The sequence below is a fragment of the Pseudomonas guangdongensis genome, assembly GCF_900105885.1.
Taxonomy (GTDB): Bacteria; Pseudomonadota; Gammaproteobacteria; order Pseudomonadales; family Pseudomonadaceae; genus Geopseudomonas; species Geopseudomonas guangdongensis.
The window spans coordinates 1,373,608-1,395,967 of sequence record NZ_LT629780.1 but is presented as its reverse complement, the minus strand read 5'-3'; the positions used below and the strand labels follow the sequence as shown (position 1 = coordinate 1,395,967).

26 protein-coding genes and 1 riboswitch are annotated in these 22,360 nt (G+C 73.3%); of the genes, 7 read left to right on the top strand and 19 right to left on the bottom strand.

The features are described from left to right. Positions 1–96: 96 nt before the first annotated feature. The 12 genes from BLU22_RS06785 to nrdR all read right to left on the bottom strand — a co-directional run bounded on the left by BLU22_RS06785 (position 97) and on the right by nrdR (position 11,001). Complete coding sequence (locus tag BLU22_RS06785) at positions 97–1,440, bottom strand: DEAD/DEAH box helicase (protein WP_090213114.1); 1,344 nt, start codon at positions 1,438–1,440, stop codon at positions 97–99. A gap of 295 nt (positions 1,441–1,735) precedes the next feature. Next, a complete protein-coding gene (locus BLU22_RS06780) occupies positions 1,736–2,638 on the bottom strand; it encodes a ribose-phosphate diphosphokinase (protein WP_090213113.1) in 903 nt (300 codons plus the stop codon). 2 nt (positions 2,639–2,640) lie between these two features. Beyond that, the gene (locus tag BLU22_RS06775; protein WP_090213112.1) at positions 2,641–4,212 is read right to left on the bottom strand and encodes a thymidine phosphorylase family protein; all 1,572 of its coding nucleotides are present in this window, start codon (positions 4,210–4,212) and stop codon (positions 2,641–2,643) included. 140 nt (positions 4,213–4,352) lie between these two features. After that, the gene (locus BLU22_RS06770; RefSeq protein WP_090213110.1) at positions 4,353–4,547 is read right to left on the bottom strand and encodes a putative motility protein; all 195 of its coding nucleotides are present in this window, start codon (positions 4,545–4,547) and stop codon (positions 4,353–4,355) included. 93 nt (positions 4,548–4,640) lie between these two features. Then, positions 4,641–5,135 carry a phosphatidylglycerophosphatase A family protein gene (locus tag BLU22_RS06765; RefSeq protein ID WP_090213108.1) on the bottom strand — a complete coding sequence of 165 codons (495 nt, stop codon included), beginning with the start codon at positions 5,133–5,135 and terminating at the stop codon, positions 4,641–4,643. Then, positions 5,122–6,102, bottom strand: a complete 981-nt coding sequence (gene thiL, locus BLU22_RS06760; protein WP_090213106.1) for a thiamine-phosphate kinase — start codon at positions 6,100–6,102, stop codon at positions 5,122–5,124. Before thiL ends, BLU22_RS06765 begins: the two co-directional genes overlap by 14 nt. A 10-nt stretch (positions 6,103–6,112) precedes the next feature. Continuing rightward, entirely contained in the window at positions 6,113–6,535 is a 423-nt protein-coding gene (gene nusB, locus BLU22_RS06755; protein ID WP_394327550.1) for a transcription antitermination factor NusB, read from the bottom strand. Between the two features lie 50 nt (positions 6,536–6,585). Then, positions 6,586–7,062, bottom strand: a complete 477-nt coding sequence (ribH, locus tag BLU22_RS06750; protein WP_090213103.1) for a 6,7-dimethyl-8-ribityllumazine synthase — start codon at positions 7,060–7,062, stop codon at positions 6,586–6,588. A gap of 64 nt (positions 7,063–7,126) precedes the next feature. Beyond that, on the bottom strand, positions 7,127–8,218 hold the full coding sequence (gene ribBA / locus BLU22_RS06745) for a bifunctional 3,4-dihydroxy-2-butanone-4-phosphate synthase/GTP cyclohydrolase II (protein ID WP_090213101.1): 1,092 nt from the start codon (positions 8,216–8,218) through the stop codon (positions 7,127–7,129). An 8-nt stretch (positions 8,219–8,226) separates the two neighbouring features. Further along, on the bottom strand, positions 8,227–8,889 hold the full coding sequence (locus BLU22_RS06740) for a riboflavin synthase (protein WP_090213099.1): 663 nt from the start codon (positions 8,887–8,889) through the stop codon (positions 8,227–8,229). A gap of 122 nt (positions 8,890–9,011) precedes the next feature. Continuing rightward, positions 9,012–9,163, bottom strand: a riboswitch (FMN riboswitch). A gap of 244 nt (positions 9,164–9,407) precedes the next feature. Next, complete coding sequence (ribD, locus tag BLU22_RS06735) at positions 9,408–10,532, bottom strand: bifunctional diaminohydroxyphosphoribosylaminopyrimidine deaminase/5-amino-6-(5-phosphoribosylamino)uracil reductase RibD (protein ID WP_090213098.1); 1,125 nt, start codon at positions 10,530–10,532, stop codon at positions 9,408–9,410. 4 nt (positions 10,533–10,536) lie between these two features. After that, positions 10,537–11,001, bottom strand: coding sequence for a transcriptional regulator NrdR (gene nrdR, locus BLU22_RS06730; protein WP_090213096.1), 465 nt, complete (start codon positions 10,999–11,001; stop codon positions 10,537–10,539). A gap of 194 nt (positions 11,002–11,195) precedes the next feature. On the opposite strand from nrdR, the gene BLU22_RS06725 reads away from it, so the two are divergent. The 3 genes from BLU22_RS06725 to trxA all read left to right on the top strand — a co-directional run bounded on the left by BLU22_RS06725 (position 11,196) and on the right by trxA (position 13,445). Next, complete coding sequence (locus BLU22_RS06725; protein WP_090213095.1) at positions 11,196–11,855, top strand: class I SAM-dependent methyltransferase; 660 nt, start codon at positions 11,196–11,198, stop codon at positions 11,853–11,855. 70 nt (positions 11,856–11,925) lie between these two features. Continuing rightward, positions 11,926–12,477 (top strand): RNA 2',3'-cyclic phosphodiesterase, encoded by a 552-nt coding sequence (gene thpR / locus BLU22_RS06720; protein ID WP_090213093.1) that lies wholly within the window; start codon positions 11,926–11,928, stop codon positions 12,475–12,477. A 98-nt stretch (positions 12,478–12,575) separates the two neighbouring features. Further along, entirely contained in the window at positions 12,576–13,445 is an 870-nt protein-coding gene (trxA, locus tag BLU22_RS06715) for a thioredoxin (protein ID WP_090213092.1), read from the top strand. A 16-nt stretch (positions 13,446–13,461) separates the two neighbouring features. Here trxA and BLU22_RS06710 read toward each other — a convergent pair whose 3' ends face one another. Beyond that, on the bottom strand, positions 13,462–13,839 hold the full coding sequence (locus BLU22_RS06710) for a hypothetical protein (protein WP_090213090.1): 378 nt from the start codon (positions 13,837–13,839) through the stop codon (positions 13,462–13,464). A gap of 214 nt (positions 13,840–14,053) precedes the next feature. Here BLU22_RS06710 and BLU22_RS06705 point away from each other — a divergent pair, with 214 nt between their 5' ends. From BLU22_RS06705 to BLU22_RS06690, 4 genes are all read left to right on the top strand, one after another. Next, positions 14,054–14,677: a DUF2796 domain-containing protein gene (locus BLU22_RS06705; RefSeq protein WP_090213088.1), complete on the top strand. Its 624-nt coding sequence runs from the start codon at positions 14,054–14,056 to the stop codon at positions 14,675–14,677. Positions 14,678–14,821: 144 nt separating this feature from the next. Further along, entirely contained in the window at positions 14,822–15,538 is a 717-nt protein-coding gene (locus BLU22_RS06700) for an ABC transporter ATP-binding protein (protein WP_090213087.1), read from the top strand. A gap of 2 nt (positions 15,539–15,540) precedes the next feature. Further along, a complete protein-coding gene (locus tag BLU22_RS06695) occupies positions 15,541–16,803 on the top strand; it encodes an ABC transporter permease (protein ID WP_090213085.1) in 1,263 nt (420 codons plus the stop codon). 17 nt (positions 16,804–16,820) lie between these two features. Next, positions 16,821–17,345 carry a DUF3299 domain-containing protein gene (locus tag BLU22_RS06690; RefSeq protein WP_090213083.1) on the top strand — a complete coding sequence of 175 codons (525 nt, stop codon included), beginning with the start codon at positions 16,821–16,823 and terminating at the stop codon, positions 17,343–17,345. Positions 17,346–17,492: 147 nt separating this feature from the next. Here the strand turns inward: BLU22_RS06690 and BLU22_RS06685 are convergent, their stop codons facing one another. The 6 genes from BLU22_RS06685 to BLU22_RS06660 are packed head-to-tail and all read right to left on the bottom strand — an operon-like array spanning position 17,493 to position 22,344. Beyond that, the gene (locus BLU22_RS06685) at positions 17,493–18,578 is read right to left on the bottom strand and encodes a tetratricopeptide repeat protein (protein WP_090213082.1); all 1,086 of its coding nucleotides are present in this window, start codon (positions 18,576–18,578) and stop codon (positions 17,493–17,495) included. A gap of 1 nt (position 18,579) precedes the next feature. Then, complete coding sequence (locus BLU22_RS06680; RefSeq protein WP_090213080.1) at positions 18,580–19,281, bottom strand: energy transducer TonB; 702 nt, start codon at positions 19,279–19,281, stop codon at positions 18,580–18,582. Continuing rightward, entirely contained in the window at positions 19,281–19,691 is a 411-nt protein-coding gene (locus BLU22_RS06675) for an ExbD/TolR family protein (RefSeq protein WP_090213078.1), read from the bottom strand. Before BLU22_RS06675 ends, BLU22_RS06680 begins: the two co-directional genes overlap by 1 nt. A gap of 13 nt (positions 19,692–19,704) precedes the next feature. Next, positions 19,705–20,187, bottom strand: a complete 483-nt coding sequence (locus BLU22_RS06670) for a MotA/TolQ/ExbB proton channel family protein (protein WP_090216311.1) — start codon at positions 20,185–20,187, stop codon at positions 19,705–19,707. Positions 20,188–20,233: 46 nt separating this feature from the next. Beyond that, complete coding sequence (locus tag BLU22_RS06665; protein ID WP_090213076.1) at positions 20,234–21,574, bottom strand: MotA/TolQ/ExbB proton channel family protein; 1,341 nt, start codon at positions 21,572–21,574, stop codon at positions 20,234–20,236. After that, positions 21,571–22,344, bottom strand: coding sequence for a DUF3450 domain-containing protein (locus tag BLU22_RS06660; protein WP_090213074.1), 774 nt, complete (start codon positions 22,342–22,344; stop codon positions 21,571–21,573). Before BLU22_RS06660 ends, BLU22_RS06665 begins: the two co-directional genes overlap by 4 nt. Positions 22,345–22,360: the final 16 nt, after the last annotated feature.

Here is a 22,360-nt window from a genome sequence, read left to right as displayed (position 1 = left end):
ATTCGGCCCGCCCGGGCAATCGCGCGAGGCGCCGGGCCGTGCCCTGCGGCTGGTCAGGGCGCCGCCGGCGCAGCGGCGCTCGCCCGCGGCGGACCCTCAGCGGCCGCGCCCGGCCGGCTTGCCGCCCTTGCCCGCCGCGCCGGCGGAGAACTTCGGCACCTGGCGCACCGCCTTGACCTTCGGCGCGCTGCTGTCCACCCAGCGGCCCAGCGCCTTGCCCGGCGCCTCGCCGCCCGGCTTGGGCTTCTTGGGTTTCTTCGGCTTCTTCAGCACCTGACCGTCGATGGTGGTCTGCGGCACCCGGTGGTCGGGGACGAAGTCCGGCTCGTCGTGGCGCGGCAGCAGCTTGTGCAGCAGCTGCTCGATGGCCGCCAGCAGCTCCACCTCGTCGGCGCAGACCAGCGACACCGCCTCGCCCGAGGCGCCGGCGCGGCCGGTGCGGCCGATGCGGTGCACGTAGTCCTCGGCGACGATCGGCAGGTCGAAGTTGACCACCTGCGGCAGGTCGTGGATGTCCAGCCCGCGCGCCGCCACGTCGGTGGCCACCAGCACGCGCACCTCGCCGGCCTTGAACCGCTCCAGGGCGCGCAGCCGCGCCGGCTGCGGCTTGTCGCCGTGGATCGCATCGGCACTGACGCCGCGCGCGGCCAGCTCGCCGACCAGTTGCTCGACCCCCTTGCGGGTCTTGGCGAACACCAGCACCTGGCTCCAGCGGCGGCTCTCCAGCAGGTGCAGGAACAGCTCGCCCTTGCGCTTCTTGTCCACCGGAATCAGCCACTGCCGGACCGTCTGCGCGGCGCTGTTGCGCGGCGCCACCTCGATCGACAGCGGGTCGCGCAGCAGCACCCGGGCCAGCTCGCGGATGGTCTCGGAGAAGGTCGCCGAGAACAGCAGGGTCTGCCGGCGCTGCGGGAGGATCACGAACAGCTCGTTGAGTTCGCGGGCGAAGCCCAGGTCGAGCATGCGATCGGCTTCGTCGAGCACCAGGGTCTGCAGCTGGGAAAACTTCACCGCGTTCTGCCGATACAGGTCGAGCAGCCGGCCGGGGGTGGCCACCAGCACGTCGACGCCGCGGCGCAGCTTCATCATCTGCGGGTTGATGCTCACCCCGCCGTAGGCCGCCAGGGTCTGCAGCGGCAGGAACTGGCCGTAAGCGCGCAGGCTGGCGTGGACCTGCTCGGCCAGCTCGCGGGTCGGCACCAGGATCAGCGCGCGCACCGAGTTCGGCGCCACCGGCGGGCCTTCGCTGACCAGCCGCTGCAGCAGCGGCAGGGCGAAGCCGGCGGTCTTGCCGGTGCCGGTCTGCGCCGCCGCCAGCAAATCGCGGCCCTTGAGCACGGCGGGGATCGCCTGCTGCTGGATCGGCGTGGGCGTCTGGTGGTCGAGGGCGTCGAGGGCGCGCAGCAGCGGCTCGATCAGGCCGAGGGAGGCGAAGGTCATGGCGGACAACCGGCAGGAAGAAAGGAAGGCGCGCAGTTTAACAGCTGCCGCGCCCCGGCCGGCGCCCGCCGGCCTGCCTGCCGACCCGGACCCGCGCCCGCATCCGGCGGGAGGCGCCATGAGCTGCCGGGCAGGCACAGGGCGGAAGACTCGTGCGGCGCTCCGCCAGCGCGGGCGCGCGCTGGCGGGCAGGCGCGGCGCGAGCGGCCCGCCCTGCATGCGCCGAGCGCCGGGCGGGGGCGCCAGAACCTGCGCATCCCACGGGCCTGCGGCGCGGCTGCAAGACGCGGCGGCCTCAGTCCTCGCGCAGCAGCGGGCGCAGCGCCGCGGCCAGCAGCGGCGCCACCGCCACGGCGTTGCTCGGGTGGGCGATGCAGTCGCTGCTCCAGACCTCGCCCACCCCGGCGGTGCGGATCGCCTCCAGGGCGCCGGGGGCGAACAGCGCGTGGGTCACCGCCACATCCACCGAGGCCGCGCCGGCGGCCAGCAGCAGTTCGGCGGCGCGCGCCAGGGTGCGCCCGGAGCTGGCCACGTCGTCGAGCAGCACCACCGCGCGGCCGCGCACGTCGAGTTCGGGCAGGGCGATTTCCACCTCGCGGTCGCCGTGGCGCACCTTGCGGCACACGCCGTAGTCGAAGCCGTGGACGGCGGCGGCTGCCTCGATCCACTGCCGCGACTCGGCGTCCGGGCCGACCAGCAGCGGCTTGTCGATCCGCGCGGCGATCAGCCCGGCGAGCAGCGGCGCGCCGGACAGGCTGATCGCCGCGCCACGGGGGATCGCCTCGTCCAGCGTGGCGATGCGGTGCAGGTGCGGATCGACGGTGGTCACGCCGTCGAACAGCCCGGCGAGGAAGCTGCCGACCACTTTCTGGCTGACCACCTCGCCGGGCTGGAAGGCCATGTCCTGGCGCATGTAGGCCAGATAGGGCGCGACCAGCAGCAGGCGCCGCGCGCCGAGGCGGCGCGCCTCGCCGGCCACCAGCAGCAGCTCGACCAGCTTCTCGTTGGGACGGTCGAGGCTGCGGTACAGCAGCAGGGTGTCGGCCAGCGCCCCGTCCTCGCCCAGTGGCAGGCGCAGGCGCAGCTCCTCGTCGGGGAAGCGGTGGCGCTCGACCGGCGCGGCCGGCAGCCCCAGCTCGGCGGCCAGGCGCAGCGCGGCGCCGCGTTCGTCGGCGAAATACAGCAGTTGCGCGGCCATGTTCAGAACTCCACGAACAGGTGGGACAGCTCCCCGGCGTCGCCGAGGGCGAAGCCGCTGCTGCGCGCGCAGGCCTGGCGGGCGAACTCCAGATCGGCCGGGTAGGCGGCGTGGACGCGGTACAGCACCGCGCCGGCCGCCACCGGCTCGCCGAGCTTGTGCAGCAGGTCGACCCCGGCGCCCTGCACCTTGGGCGCGCCGGCCAGACGGGCGATGCGCGCCAGCTGCAGGTTGTCGATCTCCACCACCACGCCGCCCCGCTCGGCGCAGACCTCGAAGGACAGCGGCGCCAGCGCCGCGGCGTTGGGGTCGAACGGCTTGCCGCCCTGGGCGGCGATCAGCGCCTGCATCTTGGCCAGCGCGCGGCCCGAGTCGAGGATGTCGCGGGCGATGGCGTAGCCGTCGCCGCCGCGCACGTCGGGGTCGAATTCGAGCATCCGCCCGGCCAGGCGCAGGGCCTTCTGGCGCAGGTCGTTGGGCGCGCGCGGGTCGTTCTCCAGCACGCGCATCACGTCGCGCGCCTCCAGCACCGGGCCGATGCCGCCGCCCACCGGCTGGCGGCCGTCGGTGATCACCACGTCGAGGGTCAGGCCGATGCGCCGGGCGACGAACTCGAACAGCTTGCGCAGGCGCTGCGCCTCGGGCATCGAGCGCACCTTGGCGGTCGGCCCGACCGGGATGTCCAGCACCAGGTGGGTGGAGCCGGCAGCGACCTTCTTCGACAGGATCGAGGCGACCATCTGCCCGGGCGAATCGATCGACAGCGGCCGCTCCACGGCGATCAGCACGTCGTCGGCCGGCGACAGCTCGCTGCTGCCGCCCCAGGCCAGGCAGCCGCGGTGCTCGCGGACGATCTCCTCCAGGCGCTCGAACGGCAGCTCGACGTTGGCCAGCACCTCCATGGTGTCGGCGGTGCCGGCCGGCGAGGTGATCGCCCGCGAGCTGGTCTTCGGGCAGAGCATGCCGTGGGCGGCGACGATCGGCACCACCAGCATCGAGGTGCGGTTGCCGGGAATGCCGCCGATGCAGTGCTTGTCGACCACCGGCTGCTCGCGCCAGTCGAGGCGCCGGCCCACCTCGACCATGGCGTCGGTGAGGAAGTACACCTCCTCGCGGTCCAGCTCGCCCTGGTTGGTGGCGACCACGAAGGCGGTCAGCTCGATCTTCGAGTAGCGGTGCTCGGCGATGTCGCGGACGATGGCGCGGAAGTCCTCGCGGCCCAGCCGCTCGCCGGCGATCTTGCGGTGCAGGGCGGGGATCGACGAGGGCGGTTCGGCCTGGGAAATGGTCGCCGGGTGGCCGTTGGCGACGCCGAGCTGGGCGAAGGCGTCCTCGGACAGGCCCAGCTCGCCGCAGGCGACGATGCCCGGATCGTCCACTACGTTGAGGCTGGCGAGGATGCGTCGGCCGTTGGCGCGCACCTCGACCTTGGACAGCGCCTGGAAGCCTTCGGCGCGGTAGGTCGGGCAGTCGCGGTGCAGGTAGGCGACGTTCTCGCGGTAGGTGTCGATGGCGACCCGGCGCAGGGCCAGATGTTCGCCGTCGAGGGGGCAGGAGGGGCTGGCGTCGGTCATGGGCAATCCTGTTCGCTGACAGGCTTTCGACTATGCGCCCGGCGGGCGAAGGCGCGCAACCGCGGCCCCAACGCACGACGGCGCAGGGGCTGCCCCCTGCGCCGTCGTGGCGATCCTCGCGCGCCCGCGGGCGCGGCGGATCAGGCGGTCACGTGCAGCTGGGTACCGACCGAGCCGCTGGTGGCCAGCTTGGGCACCGAGTCGATCAGCTGGGTAACGTGCTGGGCCTGATTGTCCAGCGCCTTCTTCAGCAGGGTGGCCTGCTTTTCCTCGTTGACCTGGGCATTGCCCAGGGCCACGGAGACGGCGACCATGTTGTCTACTGATACGTCCATGACGACTTCCTCACTGTGTCTCGCCCACATCGGGCAGGCGGCCAGCTTAACAGCCCGCGGCGCACCGTGCAGGGATCGCCGGAAAGCCGGCGATCAGCCCAGCCAGCGCGCGCCGAGCTGCAACAGCGCCCAGGCGCCGACGCCGGCCAGCAGGTCGTCGAGCATGATCCCGGTGCCGCCGTGCACGTGGCGGTCGACCCAGCGGATCGGCCAGGGCTTGAGGATGTCCAGCACGCGGAACAGCACGAAGCCGGCCAGCAGCCAGGGCCAGCCGGGCGGCGCCAGCCAGCAGGCGATCCAGATGCCGACGATCTCGTCCCAGACGATGCCGCCGTGGTCGTGCACGCCCAGATCGCGGGACACCTTGCCGCACAGCCAGCAGCCGAACAGCGCGCCGAGGACGATCGCCGCCAGATAGCCCCAGGCCGGCAGCGCCTGCAGCAGCGGCACGAAGGCCAGTCCCGCCAGGGTGCCCCAGGTGCCCGGCGCCGGGCGGATCGCGCCGCTGCCGAAGCCGAAGGCGACGAAGTGCCAGGGGTTGCGCCATACCGAAGGCGGGGCGATGTCCGGCCGTTCAGGCTTGCCCATCGGCGCCTCCGAAGTGCTGGTAGCCGCTGCTGGCCGGGGTGATGTCGCGGCCGGCGCCGTCGTGCAGCGCCACGCCGCTGCCCGTCTCGACCCGGCCGACGATGTGGAAGGGCACGCCGGCGACCTGCAGCGCGCTGACCGCGTGCGGCGCCAAGGTGAAGGCCAGCACGTAGTCGTCGCCGCCGCTCAGCGCCAGCGTCAGCGCCTGGTCGCCGGCCGCCGCGCGCAGCGCGGCGCTCAGCGGCAGGCGCGGCGCCTCGACGACCAGGCGCACGCCCGAGGCCGCGGCGATGTGCCCGCAGTCGGCGAGCAGGCCGTCGGAGACGTCCAGCGCCGCGCTGGCCAGCCCGCGCAGCGCCTGGCCGAGAGCCAGCTGCGGTTGCGGCGTCCAGTAGCGCGCCAGCAGCTGCGCGTCGCCCGCACCCACCGCCGCGCGCGCGCCGAGCACCAGCGGCAGCGCGGCGGCCGCCTCGCCGGTCGGCCCGCCGATGCACAGCAGGTCGCCCGGCCGGGCGCCCGAGCGCAGCAGCGCCTGCCCGGCCGGCAGGGAGCCGAATACAGTGACGTTGATGTTCAGCGGGCCACGGGTGGTGTCGCCGCCGATCAGCGACAGCCGGCAGGCGCGCGCCATCACGTCGAGGCCGCGGGCGAAGGCCTCCAGCCAGGCCGGCTCGGCGGCCGGCAGGGTCAGCGCCAGGGTGAAACCCAGCGGCGCGGCGCCCATCGCAGCGAGGTCGCTGGCCGCGGCGGCCAGGCTGCGCTGGGCGAGCAGGAAGGGGTCGGGATCGTGGGGGAAATGCACCCCGGCGACCTGGGTGTCGGTGGACACCGCCAGGCGCTCGCCGGGGGGCAGGTGCAGCAGCGCGCAGTCGTCGCCGATGCCCAGCGCCACGCCGGGGCGCGGCGCGGCGCAGGCCGCGGCGGCGAAGTACTGACGGATCAGCGCGAACTCGCCGAGCGCGGCCATGGCGCGGGGGTCAGCTGCGCGGGGCGCGCACTTCGGCGCCGCGCAGGCGCGGAGCCAGCTTGTCCAGCACGCCGTTGACGAACTTGTGGCCGTCGGTGGCGCCGTAGACCTTGGCCAGCTCGATGCCCTCGTTGATCACCACCCGGTAGGGCACGTCGACGCGGTTGCGCAGCTCGTAGGCGGACAGGCGCAGGATCGCCAGCTCGACCGGATCGACTTCCTCCAGCGGGCGGTCCAGGCAGGGCTGCACCGCCTCGTCCAGCTCGGCCTTCAGGCGCGGCACGCCGTGCAGGATCTCGTGGAAGTAGGCACCGTCGACGACGCTGAAGTCGTTGTCGGTGCGGAACTGCGCTTCGATCTCGTTGAGCGCCTGCCCGGCCATGTGCCAGGAGTACAGGGCCTGCACGGCCAGGCTGCGGGCCTGGCGGCGCATGGCGATCTTGTTCGGCTTGGCGGGCTTGGCTGCCGGCTTGTCGTGATCGCTCACTTGGCCTCCAGCTGGGACAGCAGGCTGACCATTTCCAGGGCGGACAGCGCGGCTTCGGCGCCCTTGTTGCCGGCCTTGGTGCCGGAGCGCTCGATGGCCTGCTCGATGGAGTCGACGGTCAGCACGCCGAAGGCGACCGGCACGCCGAACTGCAGGGACACCTGGGCCAGGCCCTTGGTGCACTCGCCGGCGACGTACTCGAAGTGCGGAGTGCCGCCGCGGATCACCGCGCCGAGGGCGATGATGGCGTCGAACTCGCCGCGCTGGGCGACCTTCTGCGCCACCAGCGGGATCTCGAAGGCGCCCGGGGCGCGGACGATGGTCAGGTCGCTCTCGCTGACGCCGTGACGGACCAGGGCGTCGATGGCGCCCTGTACCAGGCTCTCGACGACGAAGCTGTTGAAGCGGCCGACCACCAGGGCGTAACGGCCTTTGGGGGCGATGAAGGTACCTTCGATGGTCTTCAGGGTCATGACGGATTCCAGATAAAGAGCCAGGGGACGCCGCAGCGTCCCGAGATCGGGTTCGCGGAAGGGGTTATTCGCAGGTGACGTATTCTACAACTTCCAGATCGAAGCCGGATATCGCGTTGAACTTCACCGGCGAGCTGAGCAGGCGCATCTTGCGCACGCCCAGGTCGCGGAGGATCTGCGAACCGGCGCCGACCGTGCTGTAGGTGGTCGGCTCGGCCGGCTTGGCCTCGCCGAGCTGCTGCTCGACCAGCTCGAGCAGCTCGTTGCCGCTGATCGCGTGGTTGAGCAGCAGCACCACGCCGCTGCCCTGCTCGGCGACGGTCTGCATCGCCGCGCGCAGGCTCCAGCGCCCCGGACGCTTGACGCACAAGAGGTCGCGCAGCGGGTCCATGTTGTGCACCCGTACCAGGGTCGGCTCGTCGGCGTGGATCTCGCCCTTGACCAGCGCCAGGTGCACCTGGCCCTCGACCTGATCGCGGTAGGTGATCAGCTTGAACTGGCCCAGCTCGCTGTCCAGCGCGCGCTCGGAGAGGCGCTCGACGGTGTGTTCGTGGACCAGGCGGTAGTGGATCAGGTCGGCGATGGTGCCGATCTTGATGCCGTGCTCGGCAGCGAACTTCTCCAGTTCCGGGCGACGGGCCATGCTGCCGTCGTCGTTCATGATCTCGCAGATCACCCCGCTGGGCTGGAAGCCGGCCATCCGCGCCAGGTCGCAGGCTGCCTCGGTGTGGCCGGCGCGCGCCAGCACGCCGCCGGGCTGGGCCATCAGCGGGAAGATGTGGCCGGGGCTGACGATATCCGCGGCAACGGCTTCACGGGCGGCGGCGGCCTGCACGGTGCGCGCGCGGTCGGCGGCGGAGATGCCGGTGGTGACGCCTTCCGCGGCCTCGATGGAGACGGTGAACTTGGTGCCGAAGCCCGAGCCGTTGCGCTGCACCATCAACGGCAGGCCGAGGCGCTCGCAGCGCGCGCGGTCCATCGGCATGCAGATCAGCCCGCGGGCGTGCTTGGCCATGAAGTTGATGTCCTCGGCGCGCACGCATTCGGCGGCCATGATCAGGTCGCCCTCGTTCTCGCGGTCCTCGTCGTCCATCAGGATGACCATCTTGCCCTGGCGGATGTCTTCGACCAGTTCGGCGATTGTGTTCAGTGCCATGGGCGTTCTCACTTGTTCAGGTAGCCGTGTTCGGCGAGGAAGCTTGCGGTGATCCCGGAGGCGGCCGGCTCGGCGGCCTTGTCGCCGAGCAGCAGGCGCTCCAAGTAGCGGGCCAGCAGGTCGACTTCGAGGTTGACCCGGCGCCCGGCCTGGTAGTCGGCCATGATGGTTTCCTGCAGGGTGTGCGGGACGATGGTCAGCTCGAACTCGGCGCCGTCCACCGCGTTGACGGTGAGGCTGGTGCCGTCGACGGTGATCGAGCCCTTGAAGGCGATGTACTTGGCCAGCTCGGCCGGCGCGCGCACGCGGAACTGGATGGCGCGGGCGTTATCGGCGCGCGCGACGATCTCGCCGACGCCGTCGACGTGGCCGCTGACCAGGTGGCCGCCGAGGCGGCTGGTCGGGGTCAGGGCCTTCTCCAGGTTGACCCGGGTGCCGACCCTGAGGTCGACGAAGGCGGTGCGGGTCAGGGTCTCGCGGCTGACGTCGGCCCAGAAGCCGTCGCCGGGCAGCTCCACCGCGGTCAGGCAGATGCCGTTGACCGCGATGCTGTCGCCGAGCTTGACGTCGGCCAGGTCGAGCTTGCCGGTGGCGACGTGGACGCGCACGTCGCCCCCCTTGGGAGTCATCGCGCGAATGCTGCCGATGGCTTCGATGATGCCGGTGAACATCAGGCAAGGCCTCCGCAACGGATAAATACAAGACGCATGGTCGAACTCCTGTTTTGGTCAAAAACAGGGCGCTGGACAGATAGGGATAGCGCGGGCGCGGTAGGGCCGCCCCGTGGCATGCATCCCGCTCTCTCTCATCCGGACTATGACCGTCGGCTCCGGAATCGCACCGGATCTGCTGACCCTGCCGCCGGGGAGGCGACAGGCGCTCGCGGGCTGGGCGCTGCGCGCCATCACCGCCGGTGGGGAATTGCACCCCGCCCTGAGAACGTCGCGGCCGGACGGCCGCGCGGGACTTTGTACCACATTTTGCGCGCACCGGAGCACGTCCGGATGGGGGATCGGGGCAATCGCCCAAGGCTCTGGCTACAGGGCCGGGCGGCGCGCGGAGCACGCGGGGCCGGTAACTCGCGCAGCGATCACCTGCCAAATCGCCGCCGTGGCGGAAGATCGCTGCGCGAGTCTTCCCGCCCTACGCACTGCCAGATCCGCGGGATTATCCCGGCCGCGATCGACGCTCAGACCGGCCGGGCGACGATCTGCCAGTCGCGGCCCACCGCGCGGATCTCGCGGATGTCCAGCTGCGGCGCCTCGCTCATCTGCGCCAGCGGCCAGTCGAGCAGCGGCCGGGCCGTCGAGCCGAGCAGCTGCGGGGCCATGAAGATGCGGTACTCGTCGACCAGCCCTTCGCGGGCGAAGGCGCCGGCCAGTCGCGGGCCGGCCTCGACCAGCACCTCGTTGGCGCCGGCGGCGGCCAGTTCGGCGAGCAGCAGGCGCAGGTCGACGTGGCCGTCGCCGCGCGGCAGGGGCAGCAGCACATGGCCGCCCGCCTGGTAGTCGGCGCCGCGCCCGTCGTCCTCGCAGCAGGCCACCATGGCCGGGCCGGCACGGAAGAACGCCGCCGTCAGCGGTACGCGCAGCTGGCCGTCGACCAGCACGCGCAGCGGCGGGCGCGCGGCGGCCAGCGCCGCCTGCTCGGCGTCGACCTCCAGTTCGTCGGGGCGCACGGTGAGCCGGGCGTTGTCGCACAGCACGGTGTCGGCACCGCTGATCACCACGCTGGAACGCGCGCGCAGGCGCTGCACCGCGGCGCGGGCCTGCGGGCCGGTGATCCACTGGCTCTCGCCGCTGGCCATCGCGGTGCGGCCGTCCAGGCTCATCGCCAGCTTGACCCGCACATAGGGCAGGCCCTGCTCCATGCGCTTGACGAAGCCGACGTTGAGCGCGCGGGCCTCGGCCTCCAGCACCCCGCAGGTCACCGCGATGCCCGCCGCGCGCAGACGCTGCAGGCCGCGCCCGGCGACCTGCGGGTTGGGGTCCTGCATGGCGGCCACCACCCGCGCCACCCCGGCCTCGACCAGCGCCTCGGCGCACGGCGGGGTGCGGCCGTGGTGGCTGCAGGGTTCGAGGGTGACGTAGGCGGTGGCGCCGCGCGCCCGCGCGCCGGCCTGGCGCAGCGCGTGGACCTCGGCGTGCGGCTCGCCGGCGCGCACATGCCAGCCTTCGCCGACGATCTCGCCGTCCGCCGCCACGATCACGCAGCCGACGCGCGGGTTGGGATGGGTGGAGAACAGGCCGCGCCGCGCCAAACGCAGCGCGCGCGCCATGTGGGCCTGGTCGCAGGCCGGCAGGGAATCGTGCATGGCATCAGCCCTTGGCGGGATCGCGGGACAGGCGCTCGATTTCCTCGCGGAACTGGTCGAGGTCCTGGAAATGCCGGTACACCGAGGCGAAGCGGATGTAGGCCACCTCGTCGAGGCGGCGCAGCTCGTCCATCACCAGCTCGCCGACCACCCGCGAGCGCACCTCGCGCTCGCCGGTGGCGCGCAGCTTGTGCTTGATGTGGGCGATGGCCTCCTCCAGGCGCTCGACGCTCACCGGGCGTTTCTCCAGCGCGCGCTGCATGCCGGCGCGCAGCTTGTCCTCGTCGAACGGCTGGCGCACGCCGTCGGACTTGATCAGCCGCGGCATCACCAGCTCGGCGGTCTCGAAGGTGGTGAAGCGCTCCTGGCAGGCCAGGCACTCGCGGCGCCGGCGCACCTGCTGGCCCTCGGCGACCAGTCGCGAGTCGATGACCTTGGTGTCGTGGGCGCCGCAGAAGGGACAGTGCATGATGGCTCGGCCGGCAGAGGGATAGAATGGCCGCGCATGGTAACCCATGGTGCCTTCAAGGCAAGCCGCCGCGCGGCTGCCGGACCGGGTCGGCACGCCGGGAGCGGCCCGCGGCGGCGGCATCCGGGCGTCCTTCCGGCCACTCCGCGCCATGCGCCTAACTGCCCCCGCCCGTTGCCCACCCGGAGTCCGCGATGCCCGCCCCGCCCGCCGAACTGCTCGACCCGTTGCGCGCCCTGCTCGGCGATGCGCGCCTCGCCGCCACCCGCCTGCCGCAGACCGACCTGCGCCTGTGGCTGCTGGATGCCGAGAACATGGACCGCGCCTTCGACGCCGAGGAAACCCGGCGCATCCTCGACGCGCCGCCCTACTGGTGCTTCTGCTGGGCCAGCGGCCTGGCCCTGGCGCGCTGGCTGGCCGAGCGTCCCGAGCGGGTGCGCGCCCAGCGGGTGCTGGACTTCGGCGCCGGCAGCGGCGTGGCCGGCATCGCCGCCGCCCAGGCCGGCGCCGCCGAGGTGGTGGCCTGCGACCTCGACCCGCAGGCGCTGGCCGCCTGCCGCGCCAACGCGGCGCTGAACGGCGTCGAGCTGGGCTACTCGGCGGACTTCTTCGCCGAAGCGGAGCGCTTCGACCTGATCCTGGCCGCCGACGTGCTCTACGACCGCGCCAACCTGCCGCTGCTCGACGCTTTCCTGTCGCGCGGGCGCGAGGCGCTGGTCGCCGACTCGCGGGTGCGCGACTTCCGGCATCCGCGCTACCGCCGCCTGGCCGTGCTGGACGCCTGCACCTGGCCGGATCTGGCCGAACCCGACGAGTTCCGCCGGGTCAGCCTGTACCACGCCCGGCGCGCCTGAGCCGCCGGACGGGCACGCCGGACATCCGGGGTCGATACTCGAAGGAACGCCCCGCCGCTGCGAGCCCGCCATGCGCGACGACACCCTGCGCCTGTTCTTCGCCCTGCCCTGTCCGCCCGAGTCGGCCGCGGCGATCTGCGCCTGGCGCGACGCCCTGGCCCTGGGCGGGCGGGCGCTGGCGGCGGAGCACCTGCACCTGACCCTGGTCTTCCTCGGCCAGCAGCCGCGCGCGCGGCTGGACGAGCTGCGCCGCCTGGCCGCCGGGATCGAGGCGGCGCCCTTCGTGCTGCACCTCGACCGCCTCGACGCCGGGCGTCACGGTCTGCTCTGGCTGGCGCCGAGCGCGCCGCCGGCGGCCCTGGAGCGGCTGGCCGCGCAGCTGCGCGAGCGCCTGCAGGCCGCCGGCGTCGACTGCGACGGCCGGCCGCTGCACCCGCACCTGAGCCTGCTGCGCCATGCCGCCGCCCGCCCGGCCGAGGCCCACCCGGACTTCGCCTGGCCGGTCGAGGCCTTCGCCCTCTACGCCTCGCTGCCGACGCCGCGCGGCGTGCGCTACCGCGAACTGGGCCGCTGGCCGCTGCGCGCCAGCCTGCAGCCGCCGCGGCACGCCGCGCCGCCGTGACGCCGGCGCCGCTCTTGCTTCCCGCCGCGGCCGTCCCCACATACCATGCACGCCTACCGTTCCGCGCCGCCTGGGCGGCGCCCGCTGCGAGAGATCCGATGAGCGCGACCCCGTACATCTTCGACGTCACCGACGCCAGCTTCGACCAGCTGGTGATCGAGAACTCCTTCCACAAGCCGGTGCTGGTCGATTTCTGGGCCGAGTGGTGCGCGCCGTGCAAGGCGCTGATGCCGCTGCTGGCGAAGATCGCCGAGGACTACCAGGGCGAGCTGCTGCTGGCCAAGGTCAACTGCGACGTCGAGCAGGACACCGTGATGCGCTTCGGCATCCGCAGCCTGCCCACCGTGGTGCTGTTCAAGGACGGCCAGCCGGTCGACGGCTTCGCCGGCGCGCAGCCCGAATCGGCAATCCGCGCCCTGCTCCAGCCCCACGTCGCCGAGCCGCCGGCGCCGCAGGCCGACCTGCTCGAAGAGGCCCGCGCCCAGTACGCCGCCGGCCAGGCCGGCGCCGCCGAGGCGCTGCTCCAGCAACTGCTCGCCGAGGACAACCAGAACGGCGCTGCGCTGATCCTCTACGCCCGCTGCCTGGCCGAGCGCGGCGAGCTGGGCGAGGCCCAGCTGGTGCTCGACGCGGTGCAGGGCGACGAACACAAGTCGGCGCTGGCCGGCGCCCGCGCGCAGCTGACCTTCCTGCGCCAGGCCGCCGACCTGCCGGAAGCCGCCGAGCTGAAGAGCCGCCTGGCCCAGGACGCCGGCGACGACGAGGCGGCCTACCAGCTGGCCGTCCAGCAGCTCGCCCGCCAGCAGTACGAGGCGGCGCTGGACGGCCTGCTGCGCCTGTTCATGCGCAACCGCGCCTACGGCGACGACCTGCCGCGCAAGACCCTGGTGCAGGTCTTCGACCTGCTCGGCAACGAGCACCCGCTGGTGATCGCCTACCGCCGCAAGCTGTACCAGGCGCTCTACTGAGTTTCCGTCCGGCCGCTCAGGGCCCGGGCGCGGCGCCGATCCAGCGATAGCACGGCGCCTGCGCCCCCGCTTCGACCCGCACCTGCGGGCTGTGGCGCAGGCGCACCAGCAGGCGCTTGCCGGCCTGCACGTCGCCGGCCAGCGCACTCAGCTCGCCGAGCAGCTGTGGCCCGTCCATCGCCCCGGCGCCGGCCAGCAGCGCGCAGGCCAGCTCCCAGAGGCGCTGTGCGGCGTCCGCACGCGGAGCCGGCGGCGCCTCGACGAACGGCGGCGCGGCTTCCGGCGCCACCTCCGCCGCCCCGCGCATCGCGGCCGCCAGACTCGCCAGCTCGCCCGTGTCCAGCTCCAGGGTCAGGTCCACCGGCCAGTCGCCGATCCGCCCATGAATTCGCATTGTCGTCCTCCTCGTCAGGCCCCGCAGCGCTCGCCTGCCGGCGGCAAGGGTACGCCCTGCGCCGCGCACAATCGCGGCGCATCCGGCGAACACCGCGTATCGGCCGGCGATGCTCCCATGGCCGCTGCGGGCGCTCAAGGCGGCGGGCGGGACTGGCCAGCGACGGCGGTTGTTTGTTACAAGGTAACGAAATCATCCTGTCCGCGGAGTCCCCATGCGTTCCCTGCTGCTCGCCCTGCCCCTCGCCCTCGCGCCGCTGGCCGTCCAGGCCGACACCCGCCATGCCCATGCCAGCCTCGCCAGCCACCAGCACGGCGCCGCCGAACTGGACGTGGCCGTCGACGGCCGGGACCTGCTGCTGGAGTGGCGCAGCCCGGCGGCCAACCTGCTGGGCTTCGAGCACACCCCGCGCAGCGCCGCGCAGCGCCAGCGGGTGAACGCGGTGCGCGCCGCGCTGGGCGAGGGCGAGCGCCTGTTCGGCCTGCCGGCTGCCGCCGCCTGCAGCCTGGCCGAAACGCACCTGGACGGCGCATTGCTCGCCGCCGCGGAGAAGTCCCACGACCACGACCACGACCACGACCACGACCACGACCACGACCACGACCACGACCACGACCACGACCACGACCACGACCACGACCAGGCTGGCGCGGCGCACAGCGACGTCAAGGCCGCCTACCGCTTCGTCTGCGCGCAGCCCGAACGCCTCGACGCCCTGGAGCTGGCCGGGCTGTTCGCCCGCTTCCCCGCCACCGAGACGCTGCGGGTGCAGCTGATCGGCCCTTCCGGCCAGCGCGGCGCCGAGCTGAGCGCCGCCGCCAGCCGACTGGCCTTCTGAGCCGCCGGGCATGAACATCCTGTACCCAGACGCATCCGTCGTCTCCGCCGCGCACCGCGACGACCTGGCGACTGCGCCAGCAGCGCCGCGCCCGCCCGCCGGCGCCGGCAGCGCACCGGCCAGCAGCACCCGCGGAGCCTGCCGATGAACACCTCAGCGAGCGCCCTGATCGAGATCGACGCCCTGGGCTTCGCCTGGCCCGGGCAGGCCGAGCTGCTGGACATTACGCACTTTCGCCTCGAAGCCGGCGAGCGGCTGTTCCTCAAGGGCCCGAGCGGCAGCGGCAAGACCACCCTGCTCGGCCTGCTCGGCGGCGTGCAGGTGGCGCAGCGCGGCCGGGTCAGCCTGCTCGGCCACGATCTGGGCCGGCTCTCCGCCGGCGCCCGCGACCGCCTGCGCGTCGAGCACAGCGGCTACATCTTCCAGCAGTTCAACCTGCTGCCGTTCCTCGCCGTGCGCGACAACGTCGAGCTGCCCTGCCGCTTCTCGGCACGCCGCGCAGCACGGGCCACGGCACGCCACGGCAGCGTCGCCGCCGCCGCCAGCGAGCTGCTCGAACGCCTCGGCCTGGGCCGCGCGCTGCACGGCCGGCGCGCCGACCAGCTGTCGATCGGCCAGCAGCAGCGGGTCGCCGCCGCCCGCGCGCTGATCGGCCAGCCCGAGCTGGTGATCGCCGACGAGCCGACCTCGGCGCTCGACGCCGACAGCCGCGCCGCGTTCCTCGACCTGCTGTTCGCCGAATGCCGCGCCGCCGGCGCCAGCCTGCTGTTCGTCAGCCACGACCGCAGCCTGGCGCCGCTGTTCGACCGCGCCCTCGACCTGGCCGAGATCAACCGCGCCCAGCCGCCCGCCGGAGCCTGACCATGTACCTGTTGCGTCTGGCCCTGGCCAGCCTGCTCAACCGCCGCGCCACCGCGCTGCTCACCGTGCTGGCCATCGCCCTGTCCAGCTGCCTGCTGCTGACCGTCGAGCGGGTGCGCACGGAAACCCGCGCCAGCTTCGCCAGCACCATCAGCGGCACCGACCTGGTGGTCGGCGCGCGCTCCGGGGCGGTCAACCTGCTGCTCTATTCGGTGTTCCGCATCGGCAACGCCACCAACAACATCCGCTGGGACAGCTACCGGGAGATCGCCGCGCTGCCGCAGGTGAAGTGGGCCATCCCGCTGTCGCTGGGCGACTCGCACCGCGGCTACCGGGTGCTCGGCACCAGCGCCGACTACTTCGTACACTACCGCTACGGCGAGCGGCGCGCGCTGCACCTGCGCGCCGGCCGCGCGTTCGCCGATCCCTTCGAGGTGGTGCTCGGCGCCGAGGTGGCGCGCGCCCTCGGCTACGGCCTGGGCGAGGAGATCGTCCTCGCCCACGGCGTGGCCAGGGTCAGCCTGACCCGTCACGACGACAAGCCGTTCCGGGTGGTCGGTATCCTCGCCGCCACCGGCACCCCGGTGGACCGCACCCTGCACATCTCGCTGGCCGGCATGGAGGCACTGCACATCGACTGGCAGCGCGGCATGCCGGCGCGCGGCGCGGCGCGCATCGACGCCGAGGCGGCGCGGCGGATGGACCTGACGCCCACGGCGATCACCGCCGTGCTGCTCGGCCTGGACAGCCGCATCGCCACCTTCGCCGTGCAGCGGGCGATCAACGACTATCGCGGCGAGCCGCTGCTGGCGGTGCTGCCGGGGGTGGCGCTGCAGGAGCTGTGGAGCCTCTTGGGCACCGCCGAGCAGGCACTGCTGCTGGTGTCGGCCTGCGTGGTGCTGGTCGGCCTGGTCGGCATGCTCACCGCGCTGCTGGCCAGCCTCGGCGAGCGGCGCCGGGAAATGGCCATCCTCCGCTCGGTGGGCGCGCGGCCGCTGCAGGTCGCCGCGCTGCTGCTGGCCGAGGCGCTGGCGCTGACCCTCGCCGGGCTGGCCCTGGGCCTGGCACTGCTCTATCTGGGCCTGGCCCTCGGCGGCGACTGGGTGCAGGCGCGCTACGGCCTGCACCTGCCGCTGAGCGCGCCGAGCGGCCACGAATGGACGCTGCTGGTCGCCACCCTCGGCGCCGCGCTGCTGCTCGGCCTGCTGCCGGCGGCGCGCGCCTACCGCCAGTCGCTGGCCGACGGCCTGAGCGTGCGCCTGTGAACCTGTGGAGAATGCCGATGCCGGCCCGTCTGCTGTTGTCCGTCGCCCTGCTGCCGCTGGTCCTGCTGGCCAGCCCCGCGCCGGCCGCCGAGCCGCGCACCCTGAGCTGGGAGGAACTGGTGCCCGAGGGCGCGCCACCGCCGCCACCGCCGGTGGCCCTGCACGATCTGGCGCAACTGGCCGACGTGCTGGCGGCGGAAAGCGGCCCGCCGGCGACCCAGCAGGCGCCAGCGGAGCCGGTGGTGGAGGCGCTGCACGGGCAGGCGGTGCGCCTGCCGGGCTATGTGGTGCCGCTCGGCCTGAATCGCGCCGGGCAGGTCCGCGAGTTCCTGCTGGTGCCCTACTACGGCGCCTGCATCCATGTGCCGCCGCCGCCCTCCAACCAGATCGTCCACGTCGAGAGCGCCGAGGGCGTGGCCATCGACGCGCTGTGGCAGCCGTTCTGGATCGAGGGCGAACTGCGCGTCGAGCACAGCGCCACCGCGCTGGCCGAGGCCGGCTACCGGATGCGTGCCGAAAAGATCGTGCCCTACGAGTTCTGAGCGTGCGGCCCGGGCAGGCGACAGCGCCACCCGAGGGCGCGCGGCGGACAGGCGGCCGGCCGGCGGGGCTCCCGGGCGCGGCCGCCCTGGCTCCGTCGCCGCCAACGCCAAGGCCGCTGCGGCCCGAGTGCTGGGGGTGGCGCGCGTTCAGCGACTGCTGAGCAGCGCCGCGCCTTCCAGCTGCTGCTGCGCCCAGCCGCGCCACTGGCGCACCTGGCGGCGGTCGGCGCCGCCGCGTTCGGCGTGGTTGAGGGCTTCCAGCGCGGCCTGCCAGCGCTCGCGCTCCAGCTCCAGTTGCGCGACGCGCAGCCAGTGCCGGCCGGCGCCGCTGCGTTCGGCCAGCTGGCGGTAGGCGGCGGCGGCCTGGGCGCGCTCGCGGGCCTGCCACCAGAACAGCGCCAGACGCTCCTCGCGCTCGGCGGTGCGGTTCAGCAGGCCGCTGTCGAGCAGCCCGGCGAGCAGCCGGGCGCCCTGCCAGGGCTGGCCGGCGGCGCCGGCCAGCAGGGTCAGGTTGTCCAGCTCGGCCGCGGCGAAGCGCAGGCCGCGGCGCTGCGCGGTGCGCAGGGTGGCCAGCGCCTTGTCCGGGGCGCCGGCGCGCTGCTGCAGGGCGGCCAGCTGCTGCCAGGCCTGCAGATCGTCGGGATGCCGCGCCAGCAGGCGGCGCTGCCAGCGTTCGGCCTCGGCGTCGCGCTTGAGCTGGGCATTGGCGGCGACCATGAACTGCAGCCAGACGTCGCCGGCCTGCGGCTGGCGGGCCAGGTAGCGCTCGGCCAGCGGCAACGCCTTGGCCGGCTGCTTGAGGGCCTGGTAGGACTGGATCAGCATCTGCAGGCCGTCGTCGTCGAGGCCGGCGGCGCGCGCCGCAAGCAGCTCGACCACCTTGGCGTGGCGGCCTTCGGCGTAGTTGAGCCGGGCCAGGTTGTCGCGCTCCTGTCCGGCCTGCGCCGGTTCCAGCTTGCCGCTGGCCAGCGCCTGCTCCAGCGCCTCGATGGCGCCGCGGCGGTTGCCCTCGGTCCAGGCCAGATAGCCGCGGCTGCGCCACAGCAGGGCCTGCTCCAGCGAACCGGGCGCGGCCTTGACGCCGTCCAGCGCGCGGCGCGCGGCCTGCAGGTCGCCGCGCTGCTGGGCCTGCTGGGCCTCGCCGAGGGCGCGCAGCACGCCGGGTTCCAGGGTCTGCGCGGCCCACAGGGGCGCGCTCAGGGTCAACAGGGCGACGAACAGCAGACGACGCATTTCAACGACCTCCTTGCTGCAGACGGAAATACAGGGTCTTCACCGCTTCGCGCTCCACCGCCAGACCGTTCTCGGTGCGCGGGGCGAAGCGCCAGCGCGCGGCGGCGCGGCGCGCCTCGCGCTCGAAGACGTTGCGCGGCTTGGCCTCGGCGATGCGGATGTTCTCCACCCGGCCATCGCGGGTGATGGTGAAGAGCAGCCTGACGTGACCCTCGATGCCGCGCTGCAGGGCGTGGCGTGGGTACTCGGGGATCACCTGGTTGAGCGGCACCACCTCGCTGTCCTGGGCCGGCGGGCCGCTGGGACCGGCCTCGCCACCGGCCGCTGCTGCCGGCGCCGCGGCGGGGGCGGCCGGCGCGGCGCTCAGGCCGGCCAGGCTCGGCGCCGGAGCGCTGGCCAGACTGATATTGCTGTCCAGCGTCGGCAGGCTGACTTCCAGGGTCGGCAGGCTCGGCGCGGCGAGCGCCTGCTGCGGCGGCGCCGGGGTCGGCGGTTGCGGCGTCGGCGGCTGCGGGCGCTCCGGCGCCGGCTGGCGCGAGCGGCTCGGCGTGTCGCGGCTGTCGGCGAAAGGCACGTAGTCGGCGATGCGTAGCGGCGCTTCCGGCTCGCTGGCCTGCTTGGGCGTGACCATGCCGAGCATCAGCACGAACAGCGCCAGCGCCACGGCGCAGGCGGCGGCGAAGGACAGCCCCCAGCGTAGCATCAGCGGCCCTCCGCGCTGGCCGCCAGGGCGACGTCGCGCACCCCGGCCAGGCGCGCCTGGTCCATCACCTGCACCACCAATCCGGTGCGCGCGTCGCGGTCGGCCTGCACCACCACCGAGCCTTCCGGCCGGTCGACGCGCATGCGCTCGACATGGGCGCGCACGCTGCGCACGTCGACCGGCTGCTTGTCGAGCCAGACCTGGCCGTCGGCGGTCACCGCGATGAGGATGTTGCCCTTGTCCTGGGCCGTGGCGCTGCCGGCCTGCGGGCGCTGGACCTCGACGCCGGACTCCTTGATGAAGGAGCTGGTGACGATGAAGAAGATCAGCATGATGAAGACCACGTCGAGCATCGGCGTCAGGTCGATGCCGGTGTCCTCGTCCTGCTGGTGGTGGCGGCGCATGCGCATCGGAAACCTCGAATCAGTCGTGACGCAGCTGGTCGGCCAGCTGCTCCAGGGCCCGGCGCGCGTTGCGTTCGAGACGCGCCAGGCTGAACAGTCCGGAAATGGCCAGGACCATGCCGGCCATGGTCGGCAGGGTCGCCTGCCAGACGCCGGCGGCCATGCCGCGCGGATTGCCGGTGCCGCTCAGGGCCAGCACGTCGAACACCGCGACCATGCCGCTGACCGTGCCGAGCAGGCCGAGCAGCGGGTAGAGGGCGACCAGCACCCGCGGCAGGCGCAACGGGCCGAGCAGGTGCTGGCGGGCCTGGGCCAGCCAGGCGGCGCGCACCGCGTGCTGCCAGCGGCCCGGCTCGCGCTCCAGCTCGAACCAGGCACGGCGGCGTTCGCCGGCCCACTGCGGGAAGACCCGGCGCATGTAGTGCAGGCGCTCGAACACCAGGGTCCAGAACGCCACGCACAGCGCGGCCAGCGCCCACATCACCGCGCCGCCGGCGCCCATGAAGTCGAGCAGCGCGTGCAGGTGGTCCTGGGCGCCGATCAGCAGCTCAGTCACGGCGCGAACCCGACAGGTGCAGGGCGATCAGCCCGGCGCTCTGCTGTTCGAGGATCTGGATCAGGCCCTTGCTGCGACTGGCCAGCAGGGCGTGGAGGAACAGCAGCGGAATGGCCACCACCAGGCCCTCCACGGTGGTCACCAGCGCCTGGGAGATGCCGTCGGCCATCAGCCGCGAATCGCCGCTACCGGACTGGGTGATGGCCTGGAAGGTGACGATCATCCCGGTCACGGTGCCGAGCAGACCGAGCAGCGGCGCCACCGCGGCGAGCAGTTTGAGCAGGCCCTGGCCCTTCTCCAGCGGCGGGGTTTCCTGGAGGATCGCCTCGTCGAGCTTGAGTTCGAGGGTGTCCAGGTCGGCCAGCTGCGGCTTGTCGCCGAGCACGCCGATCACCCGGCCCAGCGGGTTGTCGGCGCGCGGGGTGGCCAGGTCGCGCATCTGCGCCTGCACCCGGCGGTTGACGCCGGCCAGCCAGACCATCCGCCAGAGCGCCAGCAGCAGGCCGAGCGCACCGAGGACGAGGATCACCCCGCCGACCAGCCCGCCCTGCTGGACGCGGTCCCAGAGGCTCGGCGCGCGCTGCAGCTGCTCCAGCAGGGTGCCGCGGGTCGGGTCGACCGGCAGCACCGCGAGCGCCTCGCCGCTGGCGGCGAAATCTTCGACCAGACCCCGGCCGGACGGCTGGCGCGGCGGCGCCAGCAGCTGGCCGGCATCGGCGTCGTAGCGCAGGAACTGGCCGTCGGCATAGGCCGAGAAGGCGCCGACGCGCAGCACCTGGCGCTCGCTGCGGGTGCCGTCGGCGGCCACCACCGGCAGGCTCAGGCGCTCGATGCGGCCGCTGGCGGCGAGGTCTTCGAGCAGCAGCATCCAGTAGTTCTGCAGGTCATCGGCGCCCGGCAGGCTGCGGCTTTCGGCCAGACGGCGCAGGGTGGCGAGACGCTCGGGGTACTGAGCGTTGAGCAGGCTGTCCTGCCAGTGGCCGGCGACATCCCCGGCGCTCTGGCGGATCACCCCGAACAGCTCGCCGAGATGACCGACGCGCTGGGCGAGCAGCTGCTCCTGTGCGGCCAGCTCGCGCTCCTGGCGCTCGAACTCGGCCTTCAGCCGCGCGGCCTCGGCCTCCTGCACGGCCAGCGCGGCGCGCGCCTCGGCGAGCAGACGGGCCTGTTCGGCACGCTCGGCGAGGAACTGCTGCTCGCGCTGCTGCATGGCCTGCTGCTCGCTGACCCGCTCGCTGCGGATGCGTTCGAGCAACTGGTCGGGGTTGAGCAGCTCGGCGCGGGCGAACAGCGGCAGCGCGGCGAGCAGGATCAGGGACAACAGACGGTTCATCGGGCGCGCTCCTCGGCCAGGGTCTTCACCGGCAGTTCCAGCCATTGCGGCGACTGCTGCTGGCGGGCAATGGCGATGGCCTGGCGCAGCGGGCGGCGGTGCTCGCCGTCGAGTGCCTGCCAGGCGCGCGCCTGCGGGTTCCACCAGCCGCTCTCGTGACCGTCGAGGCTCTGGTAATAGAGCATGCTGCGTCCCAGACGCAGGAAGTCGACGCTGCGCGGCGCAGCGCCGTCCTGGACCAGCTCGCCGCGCCAGGCTTCCAGGCTGCGGCCGTAGTCGCTCTCGATCTGGTAGGCCTCGAGGATGCGCCGGTACTTGTCGGCCAGGCTGACGTCGGCACGCGGCAGCAGTTCCTGCAGCTGCTCGAGGCGATCGCGGCGCTCCTCGGGGAGGAACGGCAGGTCGGCGGCGATGAACTCGCCGAGCACCTCGACCATCTGGCGCATCTGCGGGGCGACCGCTTCCTGGGTGCGCTCGATGCCGTCGAGCTGGTGCTGGTAGCCGACAAGCTCCTCGCGCTGCGCCGCGACCAGCTCGCGCAACTGGGTGTTGTAGCCCTTGAGCGCTTCGGCCTGCTGCAGGGCGGCGCGGTAGTCGTTGAGCATCTTCTGGCTGGCATCGTCCAGCGCGGCGACGCGCGCCTGGGAGGCCTTGGCCTCGACGGCCAGGCGCTGGCTCTCGTCCAGCGCGGCGTCCAGCGGGGCCGCAGCCAGCGGCAGGCTGGTCAGCGCCAGCGCGGCCGCCAGCAGGCGGAGCGGTGTGGGGGTCATGCGGGGGCGTCCTCGA